We start from the raw sequence: 17,871 nt of genomic DNA on the forward strand, positions 1-17,871 counted from the left end.
GGCTACCCCCAAACCACCTCGGCCACTCCCGCCCCCACAATCAACGGATCGCACGTCAGCAAAGGCAAACCTGCCCGCTGGGCTTCCGTCGCAATAAGCCGATCGAAAATATCTGGAATAGCCACATTCACCCGACTGGCCATCACTACGTCAGGAGTCAGGGAGGTCAACACATAGCCGGGATGGCGGTGAACTTGATCAATCACGCTTTCCGCAACCGGCTTCGTCAGCCCCGGAACCCGCTGCTTCTCGGCAATCATTAAGAACTCCGCCAGAACAACGGCCGGTATCAGGACCTGCACCTCACCCCTGTCCGCCGCCTGCAAGACACCCAGCGCTGCTTTCCCAAGTTTCGCCGGGTATACCAATTGCCATACCCAGGCATGGGTATCCAAGACATAAGAATCCATTCAGCTTTATTCCTTGATTTACTTCTGAATCAAATGTTCCGCCGCATCCACCGACACCGCCCGCTCCGCCGTCATCTCCCGCAAAACCTCCATCACCTCCTCCCCGGAACCCGTAGCCGACGCACTCAGCAAACCGGTCATGGCCTGCAGCGACCTTGGCGGACGCGACCGCAGGAATTCCACGAAGTCGAAAACCTCGGCCAGCCGCGCATCATCCAGATCATGCAGCCGCTCAATAATGGATTGTTCCAGAGACGCATTCATGCTCACTCACCCCGATTCCGATAATCACCACGTTTGGGATCGACCCTTTGCAACTATGTCGACCAATCCCGCCATAGTCAATCACGACCACACCGCCCTCTGCCTCCACCGAATTCCTCAATCATGACTATTCCACAAAACGGAATTATTCTTTCCATTACATGAATATTCTTCCAATTCAAACTCCCCCGCAAAATACCCCCATCGAAACCCTCCCCGCCCCCGGAGCCCGCCATGCCCCATCTCGCCCTGGTCCGCACCCCCGCGCAGACACACCTGCAACCCGGCGAAACCCCCATGCCGCAGGCCCCGGCCATCACCCTGCCCAACGGCGCGATCGCCATCCCCCAGCACTACCTGCAATACCGCCAGACCGCCGACACCGTCCGCGCCCTGCTCGCCGACATCGACTTCGACCCGCACACCCTGCTGTTCGCCGCCCAGGACGCCAACGGCCTCTACCTGCAAGCCGGACTGGTGGGCCCGCGAAAACTACGACCGCAGCAATACCCTGCGCCCGCGCAAGCTAGTCTACGGCCGCAAATGGCGCATCGACGCCGACACCCCCACCTCCGAAGTCATCCAGACCGCCTTCCTCGCCATCAGCAAGGCGCGCGAGCACGAAGTGCGCGAACTGCTGACCGTCATCGACCCCGAATCCGGCAAGACCAGCGCCGCCTTCAGCCACCACCACGACCTGCCGCTGATGGCCGCCCACCCCGATCAGGTGCTGGCCGACCACCACCAGCCGATGCTGTCCCGCCACGACGCCGAGGCCATTGTTAACAGTGTTCGCTTTGCCCAGCGCCGCTTCACCGTCACCGGCTTTGAGCGGCGCAATAACGGCGCGCTGCTGCTGGACCTGCAACTGGGCGAAGCGCCGTTGGCGCGGCGAGTGGAAGGCGATCTGGCGGAATACGACGGGCTGGCGCTGACGCTGCTGCTGCGCGAGGGACTGGCGGTGGAGCTGCTGTACGAACTGATGGACGCGCTGGTGCGGCAAAGCCACCGTTATGTGGAGGAACACTTCCGTTTCCGGGGCTTCAGCCGGTTCAGCCGCCGCGCCGACCCGCGCCGCATCGCCACGCTGTCGGTGCGCTCGCGGCCCTATGCCCGCGACGCCGCCAACAACCGTTTCATGCAGGTATTCCGTGGTCTGAACTATGAAACCGACCGTTCACGTGCACCGTTGATGGGAACCGGGCCGCTGGCGGTGAAGAACCGGGCGCTGCTGGCGCGCCTCGGGAAGTTGCAGGGGCATATGCCGGGGGTGTAAGGGTCTTCCTACGCCGCCGCTTCCACCGCCTCCCCCTTCACCCCGTGGTGCTGCTCCAGAAATTCCGTGGGGGCCAAACCCGTCCAACGTCGGAAGGCCTTCGCAAACGCCGAGGAGTCGGCAAAGCCCAGGATCATCGCCAGTTCCGTCACCGACTGGCCGCCGCGCAAAAAATACTGCCGGGCAATCTTCTCGCGCACCCGGTCCAGCTCCTGCTGGTAGGTGGTGCCCTCTTCCGCCAGCTTGCGGCGCAGGGTGCGGCCGCTCATGCCCAGATCACTGGCGGCATTCTCCAGCGACGGAAACGCGCCGTAATACCGTAGCAGCAGACGCCGCAGGCGCAAGGGCAGCAAACGCATGGCGCGGGTGGGAATATTCTCGAACAGGGTCTTTTCCGCCGCCATCGCCATCAACCGGTTGGCCAGCGGCAACTCGCAGTCGGCCAGACTGGCCGGCCCCACCAGCGCCGTTTCCGGCTGGTCAAAACGCACCGGGCACTGGAAGTAACGGCGGTAGATGTGGCCCCAAGGCGGCTCAGGATAGCTGAAATCCACGCTCTGCAAGCCGTGCTCCTCATCCACCAGATGCTGGGTGATGTTGTAGAAGCTGACCATGTTCAGCTCCAGGAAGAAGTGGGTGTACGGGGCCAGCGACAGGTTCTCGCTCATCACGAACTTGCCAATGCCGCCCTCGACCACCGCCGTCATTTCCAATGGTGGAAACAACTCCGCACAGAAGCGGCTGATCGTTTCCAGGCAACTGCGCACGGTGGGCTGTGTCACCGCCGCCACACCCGCCATGCCGTGGTGGGAAATGGTCATCAGGTTGCCCATGGCCAGCCCCAGATAGGGCATGTCCAGCGCCTTCACCGCCTGATCCACCAGCGCCAGCACCTGCCGGGTGGAGATGAAGCAGCCGGTGTCGCCGGGCTGGTAGTCGATGTTGGCGTTGCGGTAGAAATCCTGCTGGTCGATGCCCACGATCAGCTCCAGCAGCTCATGAGGGTCGCGCACCATCATCGGCGCCAGCTGCGTGCGGCGGGCCAGCCACTCGGCATCGGGCACCAGCGTCTGGCGCAGGTCGAAATAGGTCTGGATGTGGGCCAGCGGAATGCAGGGGGTATCGAAATCCATGAAACACCTCGGATGCGTACCATGTTGTTGTTTTGGCCCGGTATCACTCACCGGTTGTTTTTCACACAGCCTATTCAGGCTGACCGCCCGGGTAAACCTTGGCGGCGGTCAAATTCTTGGCAATCGCGGCCAAGCCGACCAACACGGCCGCGCATTATCGTGACGGTGACGGCGCCAGCAAATGCGGCAGGCGAGCCGCTTCGCGGGCTGCGCGTTGTTCCCGCAGCGCCGGGTCGCTGACCAGATCCGCCAGCAGTTGCCGTTGCAGGGTTTTCGCGGCGTCGGCATCCAGCGCCTGCCCGGCCACACGGTCGGGAATTTCCGCCAGCAGTTCTTCCGCCAGCGCCTGACGGTGGGCGGTGTGCTCGGGGCCGCTCAGCGCGCGCCATTGCTCGCAGGCCTTGTTGAAACGCAGGTTGGCCACCAGCCGCGCCAGCTCGGCCTTCGGGTCGGCATGCTGCGCCGCCACGCCTTGCAGCACCTGCCACTCCAGATCGGAGATTGCGTCGGGGCGCGGGGCGGCAGGCGCTGTGGCCGCCGGGTTCGTACCGGACTGGACTTGGGGCAAAACCACGACCGATGGTGCCATAGGATCTTCCCCGGACATGCGCAGCACCGCCACCGCCAGGACAACGGCGACCGTGATCAGCAACAGCCATTTCGAATAGCCGGGGGTGGACATGGTGGAACTCGGAATACTTGGGGTCATAGAAGATTACTCCCATTTGCGATGAAGTCCCCTCTCCCCTTGTGGGAGAGGGTTAGGGTGGGGGGTGCGGAAAGTTGCCTGAACACACCGTCAGTTCCAGCGCCACGGCTGAACCCCTCTCCCCGGCCCTCTCCCACAAGGGGAGAGGGAGCGTTTCAACATCACCACGTCGTCGGCGCGGGCGGTGTCACCGTAAAGGCATAGGTCTGCCCCGGACCGGACATCAGCGTGGTGAACAGGCTGCTGAACACCCCGCAGTCCTTCATGGCCGGGAAGGTGGTGATACCGGCAAAGCTCAGGTTGCCGTTACCCAGCGACGACACCGGTCCGTCGAAATCGATCGGCAAATCTACCGGCGACGAGGTCTGGCAGCCGAACGGAATCTGCAGCACCGACGCCCCCGCCGACACCACCTTGATGTTCACCGTCGCCTTGCCATGCACATGCAATTGTCCGTTATTGTCCAGCGACGCCGTGCCGGTGGTGGGGCCGGTGGGAATCACCGACAGCTTCACATCGGCAGGCAGGCCTGCAATCTTCAGGTTGGTGGTGAAGGTGGGGATCACCATGCTGCCCTTCAGTGTATTGGCCGTCATGTCGGTATCGGCGGTGAAGGTGGAGCCGGCAGGCAAGGTGACCGACTGTTTCAATGTCTTCAGCCCCATGGTGCCCGCCAGCGGCCAGTTCTTCAGCGAAACCACGAAGTTGCCGCCGCCGGGATTGGCGGTGCTGGTCGGTGCGGCCTTCAGTGACAGGCAGGTGCCCAGTGTGCTCTTGCCCGCAAAGCGGTCGCCCAGCCAGCCCAGCACTGTCGGCGCGGCCTGGAACTGGGTGACGATGTGCTCGCTGGGATAGACGCCGAAGGTGACATTGGCGAACTTGCCGCAATAAGCCTTCCTCAAGGCGACGGTCTGGTCGATGGGAATGAACTCATCCGCCACCCCGTGATACTGGTACAAGGGCACCGGAATCTTGCCGCTGCCCAGAGCCTGCGCCTTGATCGTCTGGTTGATGGACGGCACGGCGGTCAGCTGCGCCAGTGTCTGGTTGTTGACGGTGTATTCCGACACCTTGTGGTTCATGAAGTCATACAGCGCCTCGAACACGCACTCCGACTTGCCCTTGGCGACGGCGGCCTTGCCGGTGGCGTTGGTCAGCGAGTCCAGCGGAATCTGCGCCGGGTATTGCGTGGACAGGCCGATCACCGCGCCCAGCAGGAAGGAGGACCCGGCACTGCCATCAAGATAACCGGCGGTGCGCAGCAGGTCGGCGGGAATGCCCCCGGCGGCGACGGCGGTCAGCTTCAGGTTGGGGGCATAGGCCGCTTTCATTTCTCCGGCCCAGGCGGCGGACTGGCCGCCTTGCGAGTAACCCCAAATGGCGGATTTGGCATTGGCGCTGACGCCGGAGCCTGGAATCTGTGTGGCGGCGGTGAAGATGTCCAGCACGGCGTGGCCTTGCGATGCTCCGGTCATGTAGGTCGGAACCGCGCCGGTGGTGTAGCCGGAATAGTCGCTGACCAGCACCGCATAACCGGCCTTGAGCGCGGCGGCGATGTTGGCGTTTTCGTAGTCGGTGCCCTTCGCCATCTGCACCGACGGCGCGCAGCCCTGCGCCAGGCCGTGCGTCCCCACGGCGTAACTGATCACCGGGCGTTCACCCGAACCGGTCCACAGGGTGGCGGGCACAATGACGGTGCCGGTGACGGTATTAGCCGCGCCCAACGCATCGGTGGAACGGTACAGCACGTTCCAGGCCTGCACCGCCGGGGCGCCTGCCCCCAGATTGACGGCAGCCGGGCGGTACCAGACCAGATCGCCGTGGTTGCCCGCACTCAGGGCAGGCGGGGTATAGAAGGTGGCGTCGCCGGGGCCGACAACAACGGCGGCGGCAGCGGGCAGGACGGGGGAAGCGATGGCGGCCAGCAGTCCCCACAGCAGCGGGGAACGGACAGGAATTCGGGTCATGACGGTCTCGGGTTATTGTTGGAATGATTCCCTTCGCGGATGCGAGGTGTGTCATGGCCCGGAGCCGTGGTTTTGCAGGGGGAAGGCTCTGTGGCGGGCCACGGAGCGGACTATAGGAAGCGGCGGGGTTTGGTGCAGGACTTCTCAGGACAATGATCGGTTAAATGTGGCCACGGTCTTAAATACGGGGGCAATCAGCCCTGCTCCGCCCGAAAATACGCTACCAGCGCATTGGCATGACCATGCCCCAGCTGGTGTTCCGACTTGAGAAACGCCACCTGCTCCATGTGCTTCAAGTCCTTCACGGACTCCAGCAACCCCAGCCAGTGCTGCACCGGCTGACCGTAGGTTTTCTCGATTGAAGGGAAATAGGAGGTGGGGCCCTTCACAGGTGAATCCAGTGGCATGATGATCTCCAATAGTTCGCAGGGGCGCGATGTCTCCTGCAATTATTAACTCACGATCCCCTACTTTGCCAACACCGCCCCATCGGCGCGCGCCTGGTGCAGCTTTTTGTAGTTATCAATCAACCGCTGATGCCGGTCCAGCCCCTCCAGCTTCATGCTGGTGGGCGTCAACCCATGGAAGCGCACACTGCCGTCCACGGACCCCAGCACCGCGTCCATCCGCTCGTTGCCGAACATCCGGCGGAAATTGAACGCGTAATCGTCCAGCTCCAGATCATCATCCAGCAACACTTCCAGCACCACATTCATGCATTGGTAAAACAAACCGCGATCCACGGTATTGGTGTTGTACTGCAGGAAGGTTTCCACCAGTTCTTTCGTCTCTTCAAATTGCTTCAAGGCCAGATGAACCAGCAGCTTCAACTCCAGAACCGTTAACTGGCCCCACACCGTATTGTCGTCAAACTCAATGCCGATCAGGGTGTTGATATCGGTGTAGTTATCCAGCTCACTTTCCTCCAGACACTCCAGCAGCGCCTCAAGGCCGGTGTCATCCAGACGGTGCAGGTTCAAAATATCAGCGCGGAACTTCAGGGCGATGTTGGTGTTATCCCAGATCAGATCCTCCACGGGATAAATTTCCGAATACCCCGGCACCAGGATGCGGCAGCCCGGCGCGCCCAGATGCGTGTAGACCGCCATGTACGCTTCCTTGCCCAGGTCTTTGAGAATGCCAAACAGCGTTGCAGCCTCCTCGACATTGGAGTTTTCACCCTGCCCGGAGAAATCCCATTCCACAAACTCATGATCCGCCTTGGCGCTGAAGAAGCGCCACGACACCACGCCGCTGGAGTCAATGAAGTGTTCCACGAAGTTGTTCGGCTCGGTCACGGCATTGCTTTGGAAGGTGGGCCGGGGCAAATCATTCAGGCCTTCAAAACTGCGGCCTTGCAGCAACTCCGTCAGGCTGCGTTCCAGCGCAACCTCCAAGCTGGGGTGCGCCCCGAAGGAGGCAAACACGCCGCCGGTGCGCGGGTTCATCAGCGTCACGCACATCACCGGATATTTCCCGCCCAGCGAGGCGTCCTTTACCAGCACCGGAAAGCCTTGCTCTTCCAGCCCTTGAATACCGGCCAAGATGCCGGGGTATTTGGCCAGCACCTCCGCCGGAACATCCGGCAGCGCCATTTCGCCTTCCAGGATTTCGCGCTTCACCGCCCGCTCGAAGATTTCCGACAGGCACTGCACCTGCGCTTCCGCCAGCGTATTGCCCGCGCTCATGCCGTTGCTGAGAAACAGGTTTTCAATCAGGTTCGAGGGGAAATACACCACCTCGCCATCGGACTGACGCACAAAGGGCAGCGAGCAGATGCCGCGCTTGGTGTTGCCAGAGTTGGTGTCGTACAGGTGCGAGCTGCGCAGCTCGTCGTCCGGGTTGTAAATCTCCCGGCAGTATTCATCCAGGATTTCTTTGGGCAACCGATCGCGCCGGCCGGGCTTGAACCACTGTTCATCGGGGTAATGCACAAAGTCGGCATTGGCGATGTCTTCGCCCCAGAACTGGCCGTGATAGAAGAAGTTACAGTTCAGCCGCTCAATAAATTCCCCCAGCGCCGAGGCCAGCGCGCTTTCCTTGGTGGACCCCTTGCCGTTGGTGAAGCACATGGGCGAGTGCGCGTCGCGGATGTGCAGCGACCACACGTTGGGCACAATATTGCGCCACGAGGCGATTTCAATCTTCATGCCCAGACCGGCCATGATGGCCGACATGTTTGCGATGGTTTCTTCCAGCGGCAGGTCCTTGCCGGGTATGCAGGTGCTGTGTTCCGAGGCCAGATTGGGCATCAGCAAGGCCTGGGCGTCGGCATCAATGCTTTCCACGTCTTCAATCACAAACGTCGGGCCGGTTTGCACCACTTTCTTGACGGTGCAGCGGTCTATGGAACGCAAAATGCCCTGGCGGTCCTTGTCGGAGATATCGGCGGGCAGTTCCACCTGGATCTTGAAGATCTGGTTGTAGCGGTTTTCCGGGTCAACGATGTTGTTTTGCGACAGGCGGATGTTGTCAGTGGAAATGTTGCGGGTCTGGCAGTACAGCTTCACGAAGTAGGCGGCGCACAAGGCGGACGACGCGAGGAAGTAGTCGAACGGGCCCGGTGCGGAGCCGTCGCCCTTGTAGCGGATGGGTTGGTCGGCCACCACGGTGAAGTCATCAAACTTGGCTTCAAGCCGCAGTTTGTCGAGAAAGTTGACCTTGATTTCCATGTTGGCACCTGGCGTGAACGAGCAGCGACGCCTTTAGGAGTCCGCTGGATTGGATTGTTAGTCGGGTAGAAGAGGTAGGATGGGTAGAGGCACGAAACCCATCATGCTGATGATGCCCTCCCAACCCCATCCGCCACAAGCAATCCGCAGCATTATCCCACCCATGGAATAGATATTCCCGTCAAACCCCGTTTATCTAATCTGGTACGACCGTCTAAGGTAGGCCTACTCTGGATAGGGCCTTTTCCGCCCGCATCCGGTTCACAGGCATACCGTCAGTCGGGGGTCACTTATGTTCGGTTGGGGCAAACGCAGTCAGGAACACCGGCTCGTCGTTGGGGAACACGCCCCCATGGTGCTGGCCAAGAACGAAACCGTGCTCAACGGCGCACTGCGCCACGGCGTCGCCTTTCCGCATAGCTGCAAGGTGGGTGGTTGCGCCGCCTGCAAATGCCGTCTGGTGTCCGGCCAGGTGCGCGAACTGACCGACAAGTCCTACCTGCTATCCCGGGAAGAAATCCGCGATAACTTCATCCTCGGCTGCCAGAGCATCCCGCTCTCCGATGTCACCGTGGAACTGCCGGTAAACCCGCTGGCCAACCAGCACACCACCGGCACCCTCACCCGGCAAATGATGCTGACGCATGACATCGCCGAGATTTTCCTGACGCTGGACGACCCCGTCCGCTACCTGCCAGGCCAGCATGCTTCACTGCGGGCGCTGTATACCGAGATTCCCGCCCGCTGCTACTCCTTCGCCCATCGTTGTGCGGAAGACGGCAACCGCGAGATTTGCTTCTTTGTGCGCCGGGTGCCCAACGGCCTTTTCTCGAACTGGCTGCTCGACCCGGCGTCGCTGAATCAACGGGTCGCGGTCGAGGCCAGCCTGGGCGACTTCCACCTGCGCCCCGGCGACAGTGCGCTGGTCTGCATGGCGGGCGGCAGCGGCCTGTCACCGCTGATTGCCCTGCTGGAAGGGGCTTGCGACACCGAAGCCGTCAATCGGCCCGTGTACCTGCTGATGGGCGCGCGCAGCCAGCGCGACCTGTATTACACCGATGAAATCCGCGCCCTGCAGCAACGCTGGCGCGCGCCTTTCACCTTTCTTCCCGTGTTGTCGGAAGAACCGGCGGACAGTGACTGGAGCGGCCTGCGCGGTTGGGTGACCGACGCGCTGACGCCCGAGATCACCGCCAACGCCCAGGGCTATCTCTGCGGTCCGCCGCCGATGATCGACGTGGCCATCGAGCGCATGACCGCGCTCGGCATGGACCGCGAGGCCATCTTTTTCGACAAATTCTCCGACCAAACCGCGAGGTGAAAACCATGTTCCGCTATGCGCGTTTCTTTATCGGCCCCGTGTTCTTTACGGGCGTGTCGCTGCTGATGGTGCTGGGTCACCAATGGCTGTGGCTGCCGGGCTTCCTGCTGATCCTGGCGGTGGTGCTGTTCGACCAGGCGCTCTCCCACGATTCCGTCGACCAGCCTTATGACCATAACGGCATCCTCGACTTCGCGCTGTACCTGTCACTTCCCGCCGCCATGACGTTCTTCTTCATGCTGTTCTGGGTGGCCGGCAGCGGCGCACAGGATGCGCTGGGGCTGGGCTCTTTCGTGCAGTCGCTGACCGGGATCGATGTCATCGCCGCCCGCAATGACACTGCCTGGTATCACTATGCGCTGATGTTCGTCATTCTGGCGCTGCCCGCCACCGGCATCGGCGGCTTGGCCGGGCATGAACTGACGCACCGCACCGCCGATCCTTTCGCGCTGTGGTTGGGCCGCATCACCATGGCGCTGAACTGGGGCATCGCCTTCCCCATTGAGCATGTCTACGGCCACCACGCCTATGTCGGCACCGTGAAGGACCCCGCCACCGCGGCGCGCGGCGACTCCCTGTACCAGCACATTCCCAAGGCGATGAAACGCACCGTAGTCAATGCCTGGGAAATCGAGAAGGCCCGTCTGGACAAGGTCGGCAAATCCTTCCTGTCACCGAGCAACGTGCTGCTGCGCATGGCGCTGGTCGCCGCCGCCACCTCGGCCTTCGCCTTCTGGTGTGCCGGCTGGACCGGCCTGCTGTTCCACGGCATCGTCTGTTTTTCCACCAAGGTGGTGCTGGAAGCACTGAACTATGTGGAACACTATGGCATTGTCCGCGTGCCCAGCCAGCCGGTGCAGCCGCGCCATTCGTGGAACTGCAACCATGTGGTCAGCAGCGTCTTCACCTATAACCTGACCCGTCACAGCCATCACCATGCCGATGCACAGGTACATTTCCAGGACCTGCACGCCCACGCTGAGCAACCGTCCATGCCGGGTGGCTTCCTCGCCGCCATCCTGTCCTCATTCATCCCGCCGCTGTGGCGGCGCATGATCACCCCGAAGTTGCTGGAATGGGACCGCACCCAGGCCGACCGCAACGAATTCCCGCTGATCCGCGCCGCCAACCAGGCCAGCGGCTGGCCGGAATTGAAAGACAGCGTCGCGAACACCGCTGCCCCGGCGCAGGCCATTCCGCAGGGCGGGCTGGGTTACTGATCCCTTCCCCCAAAACGGCCAAATGTCATTTGGCCGTTTCCCCCAGACAATGCCCCCTCTTCAGGTAACACTATGCCCATCCCCGCCCGCCGCGCCGACACCCTGTTTCACGATGTCTGGCTGCCCCCGGAAACCCGCCAGATCCGTCAGGAGGTTCGCGAATTCGCCGAAGCCGTCCTTCGACCGGCCGCGCACCGGCTGAACAACACCCCGGAATCCGTGGAGGCTTTCCCGCATGACATTTTCCGGCAGATGGCGGATGCAGGCTTGTACCGCATCCCTTTTGCCGCCGATGTCGGGGGGCGCGGTCTGGAATTTCCGACGCTGGCGACGATGGTGACGCTGGAAGAACTGGCCTACTTCTCTCCCGGACTGACATCCGCCTTGTTCGACGGCCAGGCCATCCTGGTGGGCAAGACCCTGGAGTGCGCTCAGGAGCCGTTGCGCAGCCAATATCTGGCGGCGCTGGTGCGGGGCGAGTTTGTCGGCTCTTTCGCCACCAGTGAGCCGGAAGCCAGCACCGATCTTTCCGCAGCATCCATGCAAACCGTGGCCGTGCCGGTGGAGGGCGGATACTCCCTCAGCGGGTGCAAACGCTGGATAACCAACTCGGTGGTGGCGCGTTACATGCTGGTCCTAGCCCGTACCGAGTCGCGTTTAAGCATGTTTCTGGTCGACATGCACAGCCCCGGCGTCAGTGTCGGCAAACCGGACCTTAAAATGGGCAATCATGCCCAATTGACGGCCGATGTCCGTTTTGATGGCGTGTTTGTGCCGTCGGATCATGTTGTCGGAACACCCGGCAATGGCCTGAAAGTCGCCTTGGGAGCCCTGGCGCTGGGCCGCATGGGCATCGGCGCCATCGGGGTGGCCATGGCGCAGGCTGCATTTGATTTTTCCAGTCGTTATATCAGCGAGCGTAAGGTCTTCGGCAAGGCAATTGCCGGGTTCCAGCATTGGCAGTTCACCTTTGCGGAACATGCCATCAGTCTCGAAAATGCCCGGAACCTCTACCTGAAGGCGGCGTATCGCTTTGATACCGAAGGCGAGGCGGAACTGGAAGGAGCGATGGCCAAATATTACGGCAGCCGCCTGGCGGTGGATGTGTCTCGGGATGCCATTCAGGCTTGCGGTGCCTATGGATTTGTGCGCGAGCTTTCCGCAACCGGCCAGACGTTTCCACTGGAGTCCATCTATCGCGATGCCAAGATCGGCGAAATCTACGAGGGCACCAACGAGATACAACGCTGGATCATTGCCCGGCATATTTTTGGACGCGATCTGGTGGGCTGATGATGACTGACAGCGCGACGGTCTGGGCCTGATCACGCTGAATCGACCAGACAAGGCAGGCGATGATCTGCGCTTCTTCCTGAAGGCGCTGGCCTGCCGTCTGGCGGCGGGGCCGACACACTTCACCGGGCATTGACGCTCGACAGCACCCCCCGCTCCAGCGCCTCCCACGCCCCCTGCGCCCCCAGAATTCCCATCAGATGTTCTGCCAGCAGCGCCACCTTTGGCGTGCTGCGGCTGGCACTGCGATAGATCAGCCACAATGGCAGCGCGTACTGGTGCTCGGGCATCAGCGGCACGAGCGCCCCGTCGCGCACAAATCGCTGGCAGCTGATCTGCGGCAGCCAGGCGATGCCCAGCCCATCGATGCAGGTCAGCCGCGCCATCAGCAGTTCATTGGTGATCATGCGGTAGTTCAGCGTCAGGCCATGCAGGGACTCGGGGGAATAGACCTCCATTGGCAAGGTGGTCAGCCGCACCATTTCATGCTGCGACAGGTCGGCGGGTTCCTGCGGCACCCCGGCCCGTTGCAGATAACGCGGGCTGGCGAACAGGCTGATATGCGGTGTACCCAGCGGAATCACCGGATGATGCGTTTGCGGTCGCGCTCCGTAGGCGAACAGCACGTCCATGGTTTCGTCATCGGGATCCAGTGCCCCGGTACGCAAATGTGCCTCCAGACTGATCTTGGGATATTTGGCCAGAAAGGAGGAGATGACCGTAGTCGCCCAGCTGTCATCCACCGAGAACGGCATGGCCATGCGCAGGTGGCCGGAGGGTTCGTGCTTCAGGCGTTGCAAGGCGCGCCCGGCTTCCTCGGCCTGCGCCACCAGTTGCTGGCAATGCTGGAAATAGACCTGCCCGGCTTCGGTCAGTTTCTGGGAACGGGTGGTGCGTTCCATCAAGCGGGTGTCCAGCGCCTTTTCCAGCAGCGCGATGCGGCGGCTGACCGTGGACAGCGGCAGCTCCAGCTGGCGGGCGGCGGCGGTGAAGCTGCCGGCTCGGACCACGGCGGCAAACATGGCCATATCGTCAAGCTGCGGCATGCGGGCGCTCCTTCGGGATAGTAAGGCTGTTTATCGCATGATTATCCATGAACCGGAAGTATCCGGCGGGCGGGATGTGACGTCAGGCCGTCTAAAGACTGTCCCGCCAACCCGCCCCGATGTTAAATTGACTCCCTCACTCCCGGAGCACCCCCATGAGCAGCATCAACCCCAGCGACGAAGCCATCCGGCAATTCAGTGACGAAGCGGTGGATTCCAAACCGATCATTATGGTCAACTTGCTGAAATTCAGGGAAGTGGCGGATTACGGCGACGGCCGGAATTCGGGCGTCAGCGGCCATCAGGCCTATGCCCGTTACAGCAAGGCGGCCATCCCGCTGGTGTGGGAAGTGGGAGGGCAAGTGCTGTGGTTTGGCAAGGTGCGCTCCACATTCATTGCCCCGGACGGTGAATCCTGGGACGAAGCGGCGCTGGTTTTGTACCCCAACCGCGCCGCGTTCCTGCGCATGGTGACTTCACCCGTTTATCAGCAGGCCATGCCGCACCGCACGGCCGCCCTGGCGGATTCGCGCCTGATTGAAACGCAGGCGAAAAGGTTGCCGAAAGCGGTGCTGGCGCTGGCGCGGGGCGTGGTGAGGCTCAAGGGGCTGGTGTTGCCGCGCATCCGCTGAGTCAGCAGACGGGTCAGGAATTCAGGCGGGGTCAGTCGCCCCGTTTGTAGCCGGTAATCATGCTGCGCACCAGGTTTTCGTGGTGACGCCGGCTCTCGTACAAGGCCGCCAGCACATGCAGGCTCACCGCACCCATCAGGATCTGGCTAAACAATTCATGCAGTTCTTCCAGCCACTCTTCCCCGAAATAACGGTCGGTGTCCATCAGGTAACCGCTCACGCCCAGCGCCAGGATCAGCGCCCACAGCGCCAGCATCATCACCGCTCCGGCCGGGTTGTGGCCCAGCATGCGCGGCTCCTTGCGCTGCAGCATCAACCGCAGATAAGGAAACAACCGTGACGGCGTGGGAAACCAGTCATCAAAGCGGGCATGACCCCGCCCCGCCAGTCCCCATACCGTTCTCGCCAGCACCAGACCGCAGGCGGCATAACCCGCCCAGCGGTGCCAATGCGTGCTGGACTCCAGCAAAAACCAGTTGCTGAACACCATCAACGCCACCAGCCAGTGTGTGCCGCGAACAATGCGGTCCCAGACATAGAGGCGGCGTTGGGTATCCATGGTCATGCTCCCGGATATGGCGTCAGTCGGCGGTTAAGGCCGGGTTAATCCGCCTTCTTCACCACAGCCATGGTCTTGGCATCGAAATAGATTTCCACGCGCTTGCCGGCCTTGTCCTTGCCATACAACTCGTAGCATTCACCGGAAACCTTGAATTTCTTGATGGTGTAGCCCTCCTTCACCAGCTTGGCGCGGGCATCGGCTTCCTTCATCCATTCGGTCTTGGGATACGCCGGACAGGTGGCGGCGGCATGGGTAAAACCGGAAACCAGCAACAGGGCGGCAAGACCGGCAGTACGGAGCATTGTCATGATCTGTTTCCTCAAAAGAGTGTTTCGTCAGGGGATCATTGCATTGAAGCACATCAGGCTTAAGGGAAACTGAAGGACTGGCAGTCACTCACCGGATGTTTGCGCCTCCTGAATGCTGTAACGGGTAATCACCCGGGGCGAAACCGCTTCAAGCAGTAAAAATACATCGTAATTCGGCAGGTAAGCCATTTTCAGCCGCTCTGACAATACCCCCTGATCATAGCTTTCACAGCGGAATTCCCGATACCCGCCCTGCAAGGCGGCATGAATCTGCCGGGCCTCACCCACCTGTCCGCTGAACGTGCACTGCTCCTTGAAGCGGGAAAACCCGGAGGTCTGACCGCGCGGCCCATAGCTCATCGCCAGGGTGAAATCATTGGTCCGGGCATAATCCACAGCCGGAATTTCGCTGGCGCTGACCACCGTGTCCATCTCCATCGCGGCGGATGTGAGGGAAATCTCCTGGGTATCCACCCCCAGCATACCCATGTAATCCAGCGCAAAGACGGTTCTGTTCGCCACACCGTCCATATGCACATCTTCCCGGGTCCGGTACAGTCCGTTGCTATCGCGCTGGAATGTCTTTATCCGGATGCTTTTTTTCAGGGGTTTGCCCTCGGGTGTGGCATGTTCCACGGCCATCGTCAGTCGGGAAATCACCGCCCTAGATTGCCAGCTCCGCTCCGGAAATGAATCCCGCGCCCGTTGCGGCAGCGCCTGATAGGAAAACCGGTCAAGGTAGGATTCTCCCCGCCCGATGATGTCCTTGTAAGCGGTCGCCTTGTTGGTGGAGGCGCACCCGGCCAGCAGGCCCGGAAGCAGGGTCAACACGAAAAATATTTTTTTCACCATATGCTCCCGTAGGATGTGGAATAAATGACGGGGGTCCGCCTGCTCCGATAGTCACTTGCCGCCATGGTTCCGGTCAAGCGTCAGATCGGTTCCGGCATTATTCGCCGAACAATGATAACGTCACGCCTTTCAGCTCCCCCGCTTCCGGTGTTGACACCGGCCCTCCCCCGGCGGCGTCCGCCCTGACCAGCGACCCTACCCGCACCCCCAGCAAGCGCAGCCGGCGTTCCAGCGGCACGCGCTTCAGGCACTCCCCCGCCAGCCGCCGGATGGTCTTGGCATCGGCGGTATGGATCTCCTCGGTATGGTCACGCGTCACGGCCCGGAAATTGTCATAGCGGATCTTGATGCCAATGGTTCGCCCCACATAACCCTTGCGCTGCAAATCCGCAGCCACCTGTTCACACAGCCGGGTAAAAATGGCACCCAGTTCCGCCTTGTCCTGCACCGCATGCAGATCGCGGCCGAAAGTGGTTTCCCGGCTCATCGACACCGGCTCGCTTTCCGTCACCAGCGGCCGGTGGTCACGGCCGTGGGCGGAGGCGTGCAGCCACGCCCCATAACTCTTGCCGAACTGCCGGATCAGCCAGGCCTCGTCGCAGGCCGCCAATTCGGCAATGGTGTGGATACCCAGTGCCTGCAAGCGTTCATCGGTCTTGGGGCCGATGCCGTTGATCTTGCGGCAGGGCAAGGGCCAGATCAGGGTCGCCAGGTCCGTTTCATGAACAATGGAAATGCCATTAGGCTTATGGAATTCGCTGGCCATTTTCGCCAACAGCTTGTTGGGAGCCGCGCCCACCGAACAGGTCAGGCCGGTGGCGGCAAAGATGGCGGCCTGTATCGCCTCCGCCATCGCCCGTCCGCCGTCCGCCTGTACGCCGGGCAGGTCGGTGAGTTCGATATAGACTTCGTCAATGCCGCGATCTTCCATCACCGGCGCCATCTTCCGGATTTCCGCCTTGAACAGGCGAGAGTACCGACGATATTCGTCAAAATCGACCGGAAGCACGATGGCGTCAGGGCACAGCATTGCCGCCTTCATCATCCCCATGGCCGAACCGACCCCAAACTGGCGTGCGGCATAAGTGGCGGTGGTAATGACGCCGCGCCCTGCGTAATCCCTCAGCCGGGGAAATTCCTCCAGCCCCAGCGCATCGTGGCCGCGATCACGGGCGGCCTGCAGCAGGATATGGTCAGGGTTTCGCCGTGAGCCGCCAATCACCACCGCCTGGCCTTTCAGCTGCGGGTAGCGCAGCAATTCCACCGACGCAAAAAAAGCGTCCATGTCGAGATGGGCAATGCGGCGGATGGGCGGAGTGGACTCCGACGGGGACATAAGGCGTCACGGAATAAATTGGACGGGCCGTTAGCGTAAAAAATAAACCCTGACAGTTCAACCCGGCTGGGGTGATATAACGTCACAATTTGTCGTGGCATACTACCATATTCTAAAAAACATTTAAAAACAATAGTTTAATTCAATAATCAGACCTTCCATCATGAATGTTCCACGTGGAACATCTACCGCTTCTAGCTGAAACTCTTCATAAAATTTGCCAGCCAACCTTTACCGTTCCCCTTGTTCAGTACTTTCAATTCCCGTTGCAGGTTGCGGCGCGCTGACAGTTCATAACGATCATAAAATTCCGGCAACAAATAAATACGGGGTTTGCCCAAAAAGGATTGCAGCACCTTGCTACGACCTTCCTTGAACACCGGCTCCGGCACCCAGGAAAATTCTTGGCGGACGCCCTGCTGGTACTGGCTGTAGCGTTCTGCGTCAGCCCCCAGCACCAGTACATCCACATCCCGCATCACAGCCTCATCCCCGGTCGCCAAGGTGTTGGCATGCGCACTGGACAAAATCAGGTGACGCACACGCCCCACCACCGGGCCGGTCAACCCGGCCTCAAACATGGCGCGCTCGGCCAGATCGGCGCTGTCCGCTTCGTTGGTGTTGGAATGGGTATTATAGACGGCGTCGTGAAACCACAATGCCAGCGCCACCTCGCCCGGATGACGGCATTGGCTGCGCACCGGGTGAAACGCCGCCAGGCACTCCTCCAGATGACGGCGGTTATGATAATGCCGGTGCGGTTCGTCCCAGGCATCCAGCACCTGCGCCAGCCAGCCTTTGGGCGCGGCTCCCCCCACGTCATTCCAGGTGTTCTGCCAGATTTGGGCCAGATGATTCATGGTGGCATCT

The 17,871-nt window shown here is 61.2% G+C and carries 19 protein-coding genes; 5 read left to right on the plus strand and 14 right to left on the minus strand.

What is annotated here, in order from left to right:
• Positions 1–2: 2 nt before the first annotated feature.
• The 3 genes from Q7T36_RS16185 to Q7T36_RS16195 form a co-directional block, all read right to left on the minus strand.
• Positions 3–410 (minus strand): type II toxin-antitoxin system VapC family toxin, encoded by a 408-nt coding sequence (locus Q7T36_RS16185; protein WP_304851060.1) that lies wholly within the window; start codon positions 408–410, stop codon positions 3–5.
• 18 nt (positions 411–428) lie between these two features.
• Positions 429–674 carry a hypothetical protein gene (locus tag Q7T36_RS16190; protein WP_304851062.1) on the minus strand — a complete coding sequence of 82 codons (246 nt, stop codon included), beginning with the start codon at positions 672–674 and terminating at the stop codon, positions 429–431.
• A gap of 117 nt (positions 675–791) precedes the next feature.
• Positions 792–1,142: a hypothetical protein gene (locus tag Q7T36_RS16195; RefSeq protein ID WP_304851065.1), complete on the minus strand. Its 351-nt coding sequence runs from the start codon at positions 1,140–1,142 to the stop codon at positions 792–794.
• Between the two features lie 157 nt (positions 1,143–1,299).
• On the opposite strand from Q7T36_RS16195, the gene Q7T36_RS16200 reads away from it, so the two are divergent.
• On the plus strand, positions 1,300–1,950 hold the full coding sequence (locus tag Q7T36_RS16200) for a hypothetical protein (protein ID WP_304851071.1): 651 nt from the start codon (positions 1,300–1,302) through the stop codon (positions 1,948–1,950).
• An 8-nt stretch (positions 1,951–1,958) separates the two neighbouring features.
• Here Q7T36_RS16200 and Q7T36_RS16205 read toward each other — a convergent pair whose 3' ends face one another.
• The 5 genes from Q7T36_RS16205 to Q7T36_RS16225 all read right to left on the minus strand — a co-directional run bounded on the left by Q7T36_RS16205 (position 1,959) and on the right by Q7T36_RS16225 (position 8,431).
• On the minus strand, positions 1,959–3,083 hold the full coding sequence (locus tag Q7T36_RS16205) for an AraC family transcriptional regulator (RefSeq protein ID WP_304851075.1): 1,125 nt from the start codon (positions 3,081–3,083) through the stop codon (positions 1,959–1,961).
• Positions 3,084–3,237: 154 nt separating this feature from the next.
• Positions 3,238–3,792: a hypothetical protein gene (locus tag Q7T36_RS16210; protein WP_304851079.1), complete on the minus strand. Its 555-nt coding sequence runs from the start codon at positions 3,790–3,792 to the stop codon at positions 3,238–3,240.
• A gap of 161 nt (positions 3,793–3,953) precedes the next feature.
• The gene (locus tag Q7T36_RS16215; protein ID WP_304851082.1) at positions 3,954–5,759 is read right to left on the minus strand and encodes a lipase family protein; all 1,806 of its coding nucleotides are present in this window, start codon (positions 5,757–5,759) and stop codon (positions 3,954–3,956) included.
• A 194-nt stretch (positions 5,760–5,953) separates the two neighbouring features.
• Positions 5,954–6,166, minus strand: a complete 213-nt coding sequence (locus tag Q7T36_RS16220) for a DUF4287 domain-containing protein (RefSeq protein WP_304851086.1) — start codon at positions 6,164–6,166, stop codon at positions 5,954–5,956.
• A 60-nt stretch (positions 6,167–6,226) separates the two neighbouring features.
• Complete coding sequence (locus tag Q7T36_RS16225) at positions 6,227–8,431, minus strand: OsmC domain/YcaO domain-containing protein (protein ID WP_304851089.1); 2,205 nt, start codon at positions 8,429–8,431, stop codon at positions 6,227–6,229.
• A 292-nt stretch (positions 8,432–8,723) separates the two neighbouring features.
• Between Q7T36_RS16225 and Q7T36_RS16230 the strand changes: the two genes are divergently transcribed.
• From Q7T36_RS16230 to Q7T36_RS16240, 3 genes are all read left to right on the plus strand, one after another.
• A complete protein-coding gene (locus Q7T36_RS16230) occupies positions 8,724–9,752 on the plus strand; it encodes a 2Fe-2S iron-sulfur cluster binding domain-containing protein (protein WP_304851093.1) in 1,029 nt (342 codons plus the stop codon).
• Between the two features lie 5 nt (positions 9,753–9,757).
• Complete coding sequence (locus tag Q7T36_RS16235) at positions 9,758–10,972, plus strand: alkane 1-monooxygenase (protein ID WP_304851097.1); 1,215 nt, start codon at positions 9,758–9,760, stop codon at positions 10,970–10,972.
• Between the two features lie 72 nt (positions 10,973–11,044).
• The gene (locus Q7T36_RS16240) at positions 11,045–12,265 is read left to right on the plus strand and encodes an acyl-CoA dehydrogenase family protein (protein ID WP_304851101.1); all 1,221 of its coding nucleotides are present in this window, start codon (positions 11,045–11,047) and stop codon (positions 12,263–12,265) included.
• A 122-nt stretch (positions 12,266–12,387) separates the two neighbouring features.
• On the opposite strand, the gene Q7T36_RS16245 is transcribed toward Q7T36_RS16240, so the two are convergent.
• Positions 12,388–13,311, minus strand: a complete 924-nt coding sequence (locus Q7T36_RS16245; RefSeq protein WP_304851104.1) for a LysR family transcriptional regulator — start codon at positions 13,309–13,311, stop codon at positions 12,388–12,390.
• A 155-nt stretch (positions 13,312–13,466) separates the two neighbouring features.
• On the opposite strand from Q7T36_RS16245, the gene Q7T36_RS16250 reads away from it, so the two are divergent.
• Positions 13,467–13,943: a DUF1330 domain-containing protein gene (locus tag Q7T36_RS16250; RefSeq protein WP_304851107.1), complete on the plus strand. Its 477-nt coding sequence runs from the start codon at positions 13,467–13,469 to the stop codon at positions 13,941–13,943.
• Positions 13,944–13,974: 31 nt separating this feature from the next.
• Here Q7T36_RS16250 and Q7T36_RS16255 read toward each other — a convergent pair whose 3' ends face one another.
• From Q7T36_RS16255 to Q7T36_RS16275, 5 genes are all read right to left on the minus strand, one after another.
• Entirely contained in the window at positions 13,975–14,502 is a 528-nt protein-coding gene (locus Q7T36_RS16255) for a cytochrome b/b6 domain-containing protein (protein ID WP_304851109.1), read from the minus strand.
• A gap of 44 nt (positions 14,503–14,546) precedes the next feature.
• Positions 14,547–14,813, minus strand: a complete 267-nt coding sequence (locus Q7T36_RS16260) for a PepSY domain-containing protein (protein ID WP_304851111.1) — start codon at positions 14,811–14,813, stop codon at positions 14,547–14,549.
• An 84-nt stretch (positions 14,814–14,897) separates the two neighbouring features.
• Positions 14,898–15,662: a hypothetical protein gene (locus tag Q7T36_RS16265; protein WP_304851112.1), complete on the minus strand. Its 765-nt coding sequence runs from the start codon at positions 15,660–15,662 to the stop codon at positions 14,898–14,900.
• A 100-nt stretch (positions 15,663–15,762) separates the two neighbouring features.
• Entirely contained in the window at positions 15,763–17,001 is a 1,239-nt protein-coding gene (locus tag Q7T36_RS16270; protein WP_304851113.1) for a DNA polymerase IV, read from the minus strand.
• A gap of 194 nt (positions 17,002–17,195) precedes the next feature.
• Positions 17,196–17,861 (minus strand): hypothetical protein, encoded by a 666-nt coding sequence (locus Q7T36_RS16275; protein ID WP_304851115.1) that lies wholly within the window; start codon positions 17,859–17,861, stop codon positions 17,196–17,198.
• Positions 17,862–17,871: the final 10 nt, after the last annotated feature.

It is taken from the genome of Fluviicoccus sp., assembly GCF_030646115.1.
Classification (GTDB): Bacteria; Pseudomonadota; Gammaproteobacteria; order Pseudomonadales; family Moraxellaceae; genus Fluviicoccus.

What these genes read in the sequence shown, in the direction of transcription:
- Q7T36_RS16185 (WP_304851060.1), bottom strand. Translation starts at nt 410, where the DNA reads ATGGATTCTTATGTCTTGGATACCCATGCCTGGGTATGGCAATTGGTA.
- Q7T36_RS16190 (WP_304851062.1), bottom strand. Translation starts at nt 674, where the DNA reads ATGAATGCGTCTCTGGAACAATCCATTATTGAGCGGCTGCATGATCTG.
- Q7T36_RS16205 (WP_304851075.1), bottom strand. Translation starts at nt 3,083, where the DNA reads ATGGATTTCGATACCCCCTGCATTCCGCTGGCCCACATCCAGACCTAT.
- Q7T36_RS16210 (WP_304851079.1), bottom strand. Translation starts at nt 3,792, where the DNA reads ATGACCCCAAGTATTCCGAGTTCCACCATGTCCACCCCCGGCTATTCG.
- Q7T36_RS16215 (WP_304851082.1), bottom strand. Translation starts at nt 5,759, where the DNA reads ATGACCCGAATTCCTGTCCGTTCCCCGCTGCTGTGGGGACTGCTGGCC.
- Q7T36_RS16220 (WP_304851086.1), bottom strand. Translation starts at nt 6,166, where the DNA reads ATGCCACTGGATTCACCTGTGAAGGGCCCCACCTCCTATTTCCCTTCA.
- Q7T36_RS16225 (WP_304851089.1), bottom strand. Translation starts at nt 8,431, where the DNA reads ATGGAAATCAAGGTCAACTTTCTCGACAAACTGCGGCTTGAAGCCAAG.
- Q7T36_RS16230 (WP_304851093.1), top strand. Translation starts at nt 8,724, where the DNA reads ATGTTCGGTTGGGGCAAACGCAGTCAGGAACACCGGCTCGTCGTTGGG.
- Q7T36_RS16235 (WP_304851097.1), top strand. Translation starts at nt 9,758, where the DNA reads ATGTTCCGCTATGCGCGTTTCTTTATCGGCCCCGTGTTCTTTACGGGC.
- Q7T36_RS16240 (WP_304851101.1), top strand. Translation starts at nt 11,045, where the DNA reads ATGCCCATCCCCGCCCGCCGCGCCGACACCCTGTTTCACGATGTCTGG.
- Q7T36_RS16245 (WP_304851104.1), bottom strand. Translation starts at nt 13,311, where the DNA reads ATGCCGCAGCTTGACGATATGGCCATGTTTGCCGCCGTGGTCCGAGCC.
- Q7T36_RS16250 (WP_304851107.1), top strand. Translation starts at nt 13,467, where the DNA reads ATGAGCAGCATCAACCCCAGCGACGAAGCCATCCGGCAATTCAGTGAC.
- Q7T36_RS16255 (WP_304851109.1), bottom strand. Translation starts at nt 14,502, where the DNA reads ATGGATACCCAACGCCGCCTCTATGTCTGGGACCGCATTGTTCGCGGC.
- Q7T36_RS16260 (WP_304851111.1), bottom strand. Translation starts at nt 14,813, where the DNA reads ATGACAATGCTCCGTACTGCCGGTCTTGCCGCCCTGTTGCTGGTTTCC.
- Q7T36_RS16270 (WP_304851113.1), bottom strand. Translation starts at nt 17,001, where the DNA reads ATGTCCCCGTCGGAGTCCACTCCGCCCATCCGCCGCATTGCCCATCTC.
- Q7T36_RS16275 (WP_304851115.1), bottom strand. Translation starts at nt 17,861, where the DNA reads ATGAATCATCTGGCCCAAATCTGGCAGAACACCTGGAATGACGTGGGG.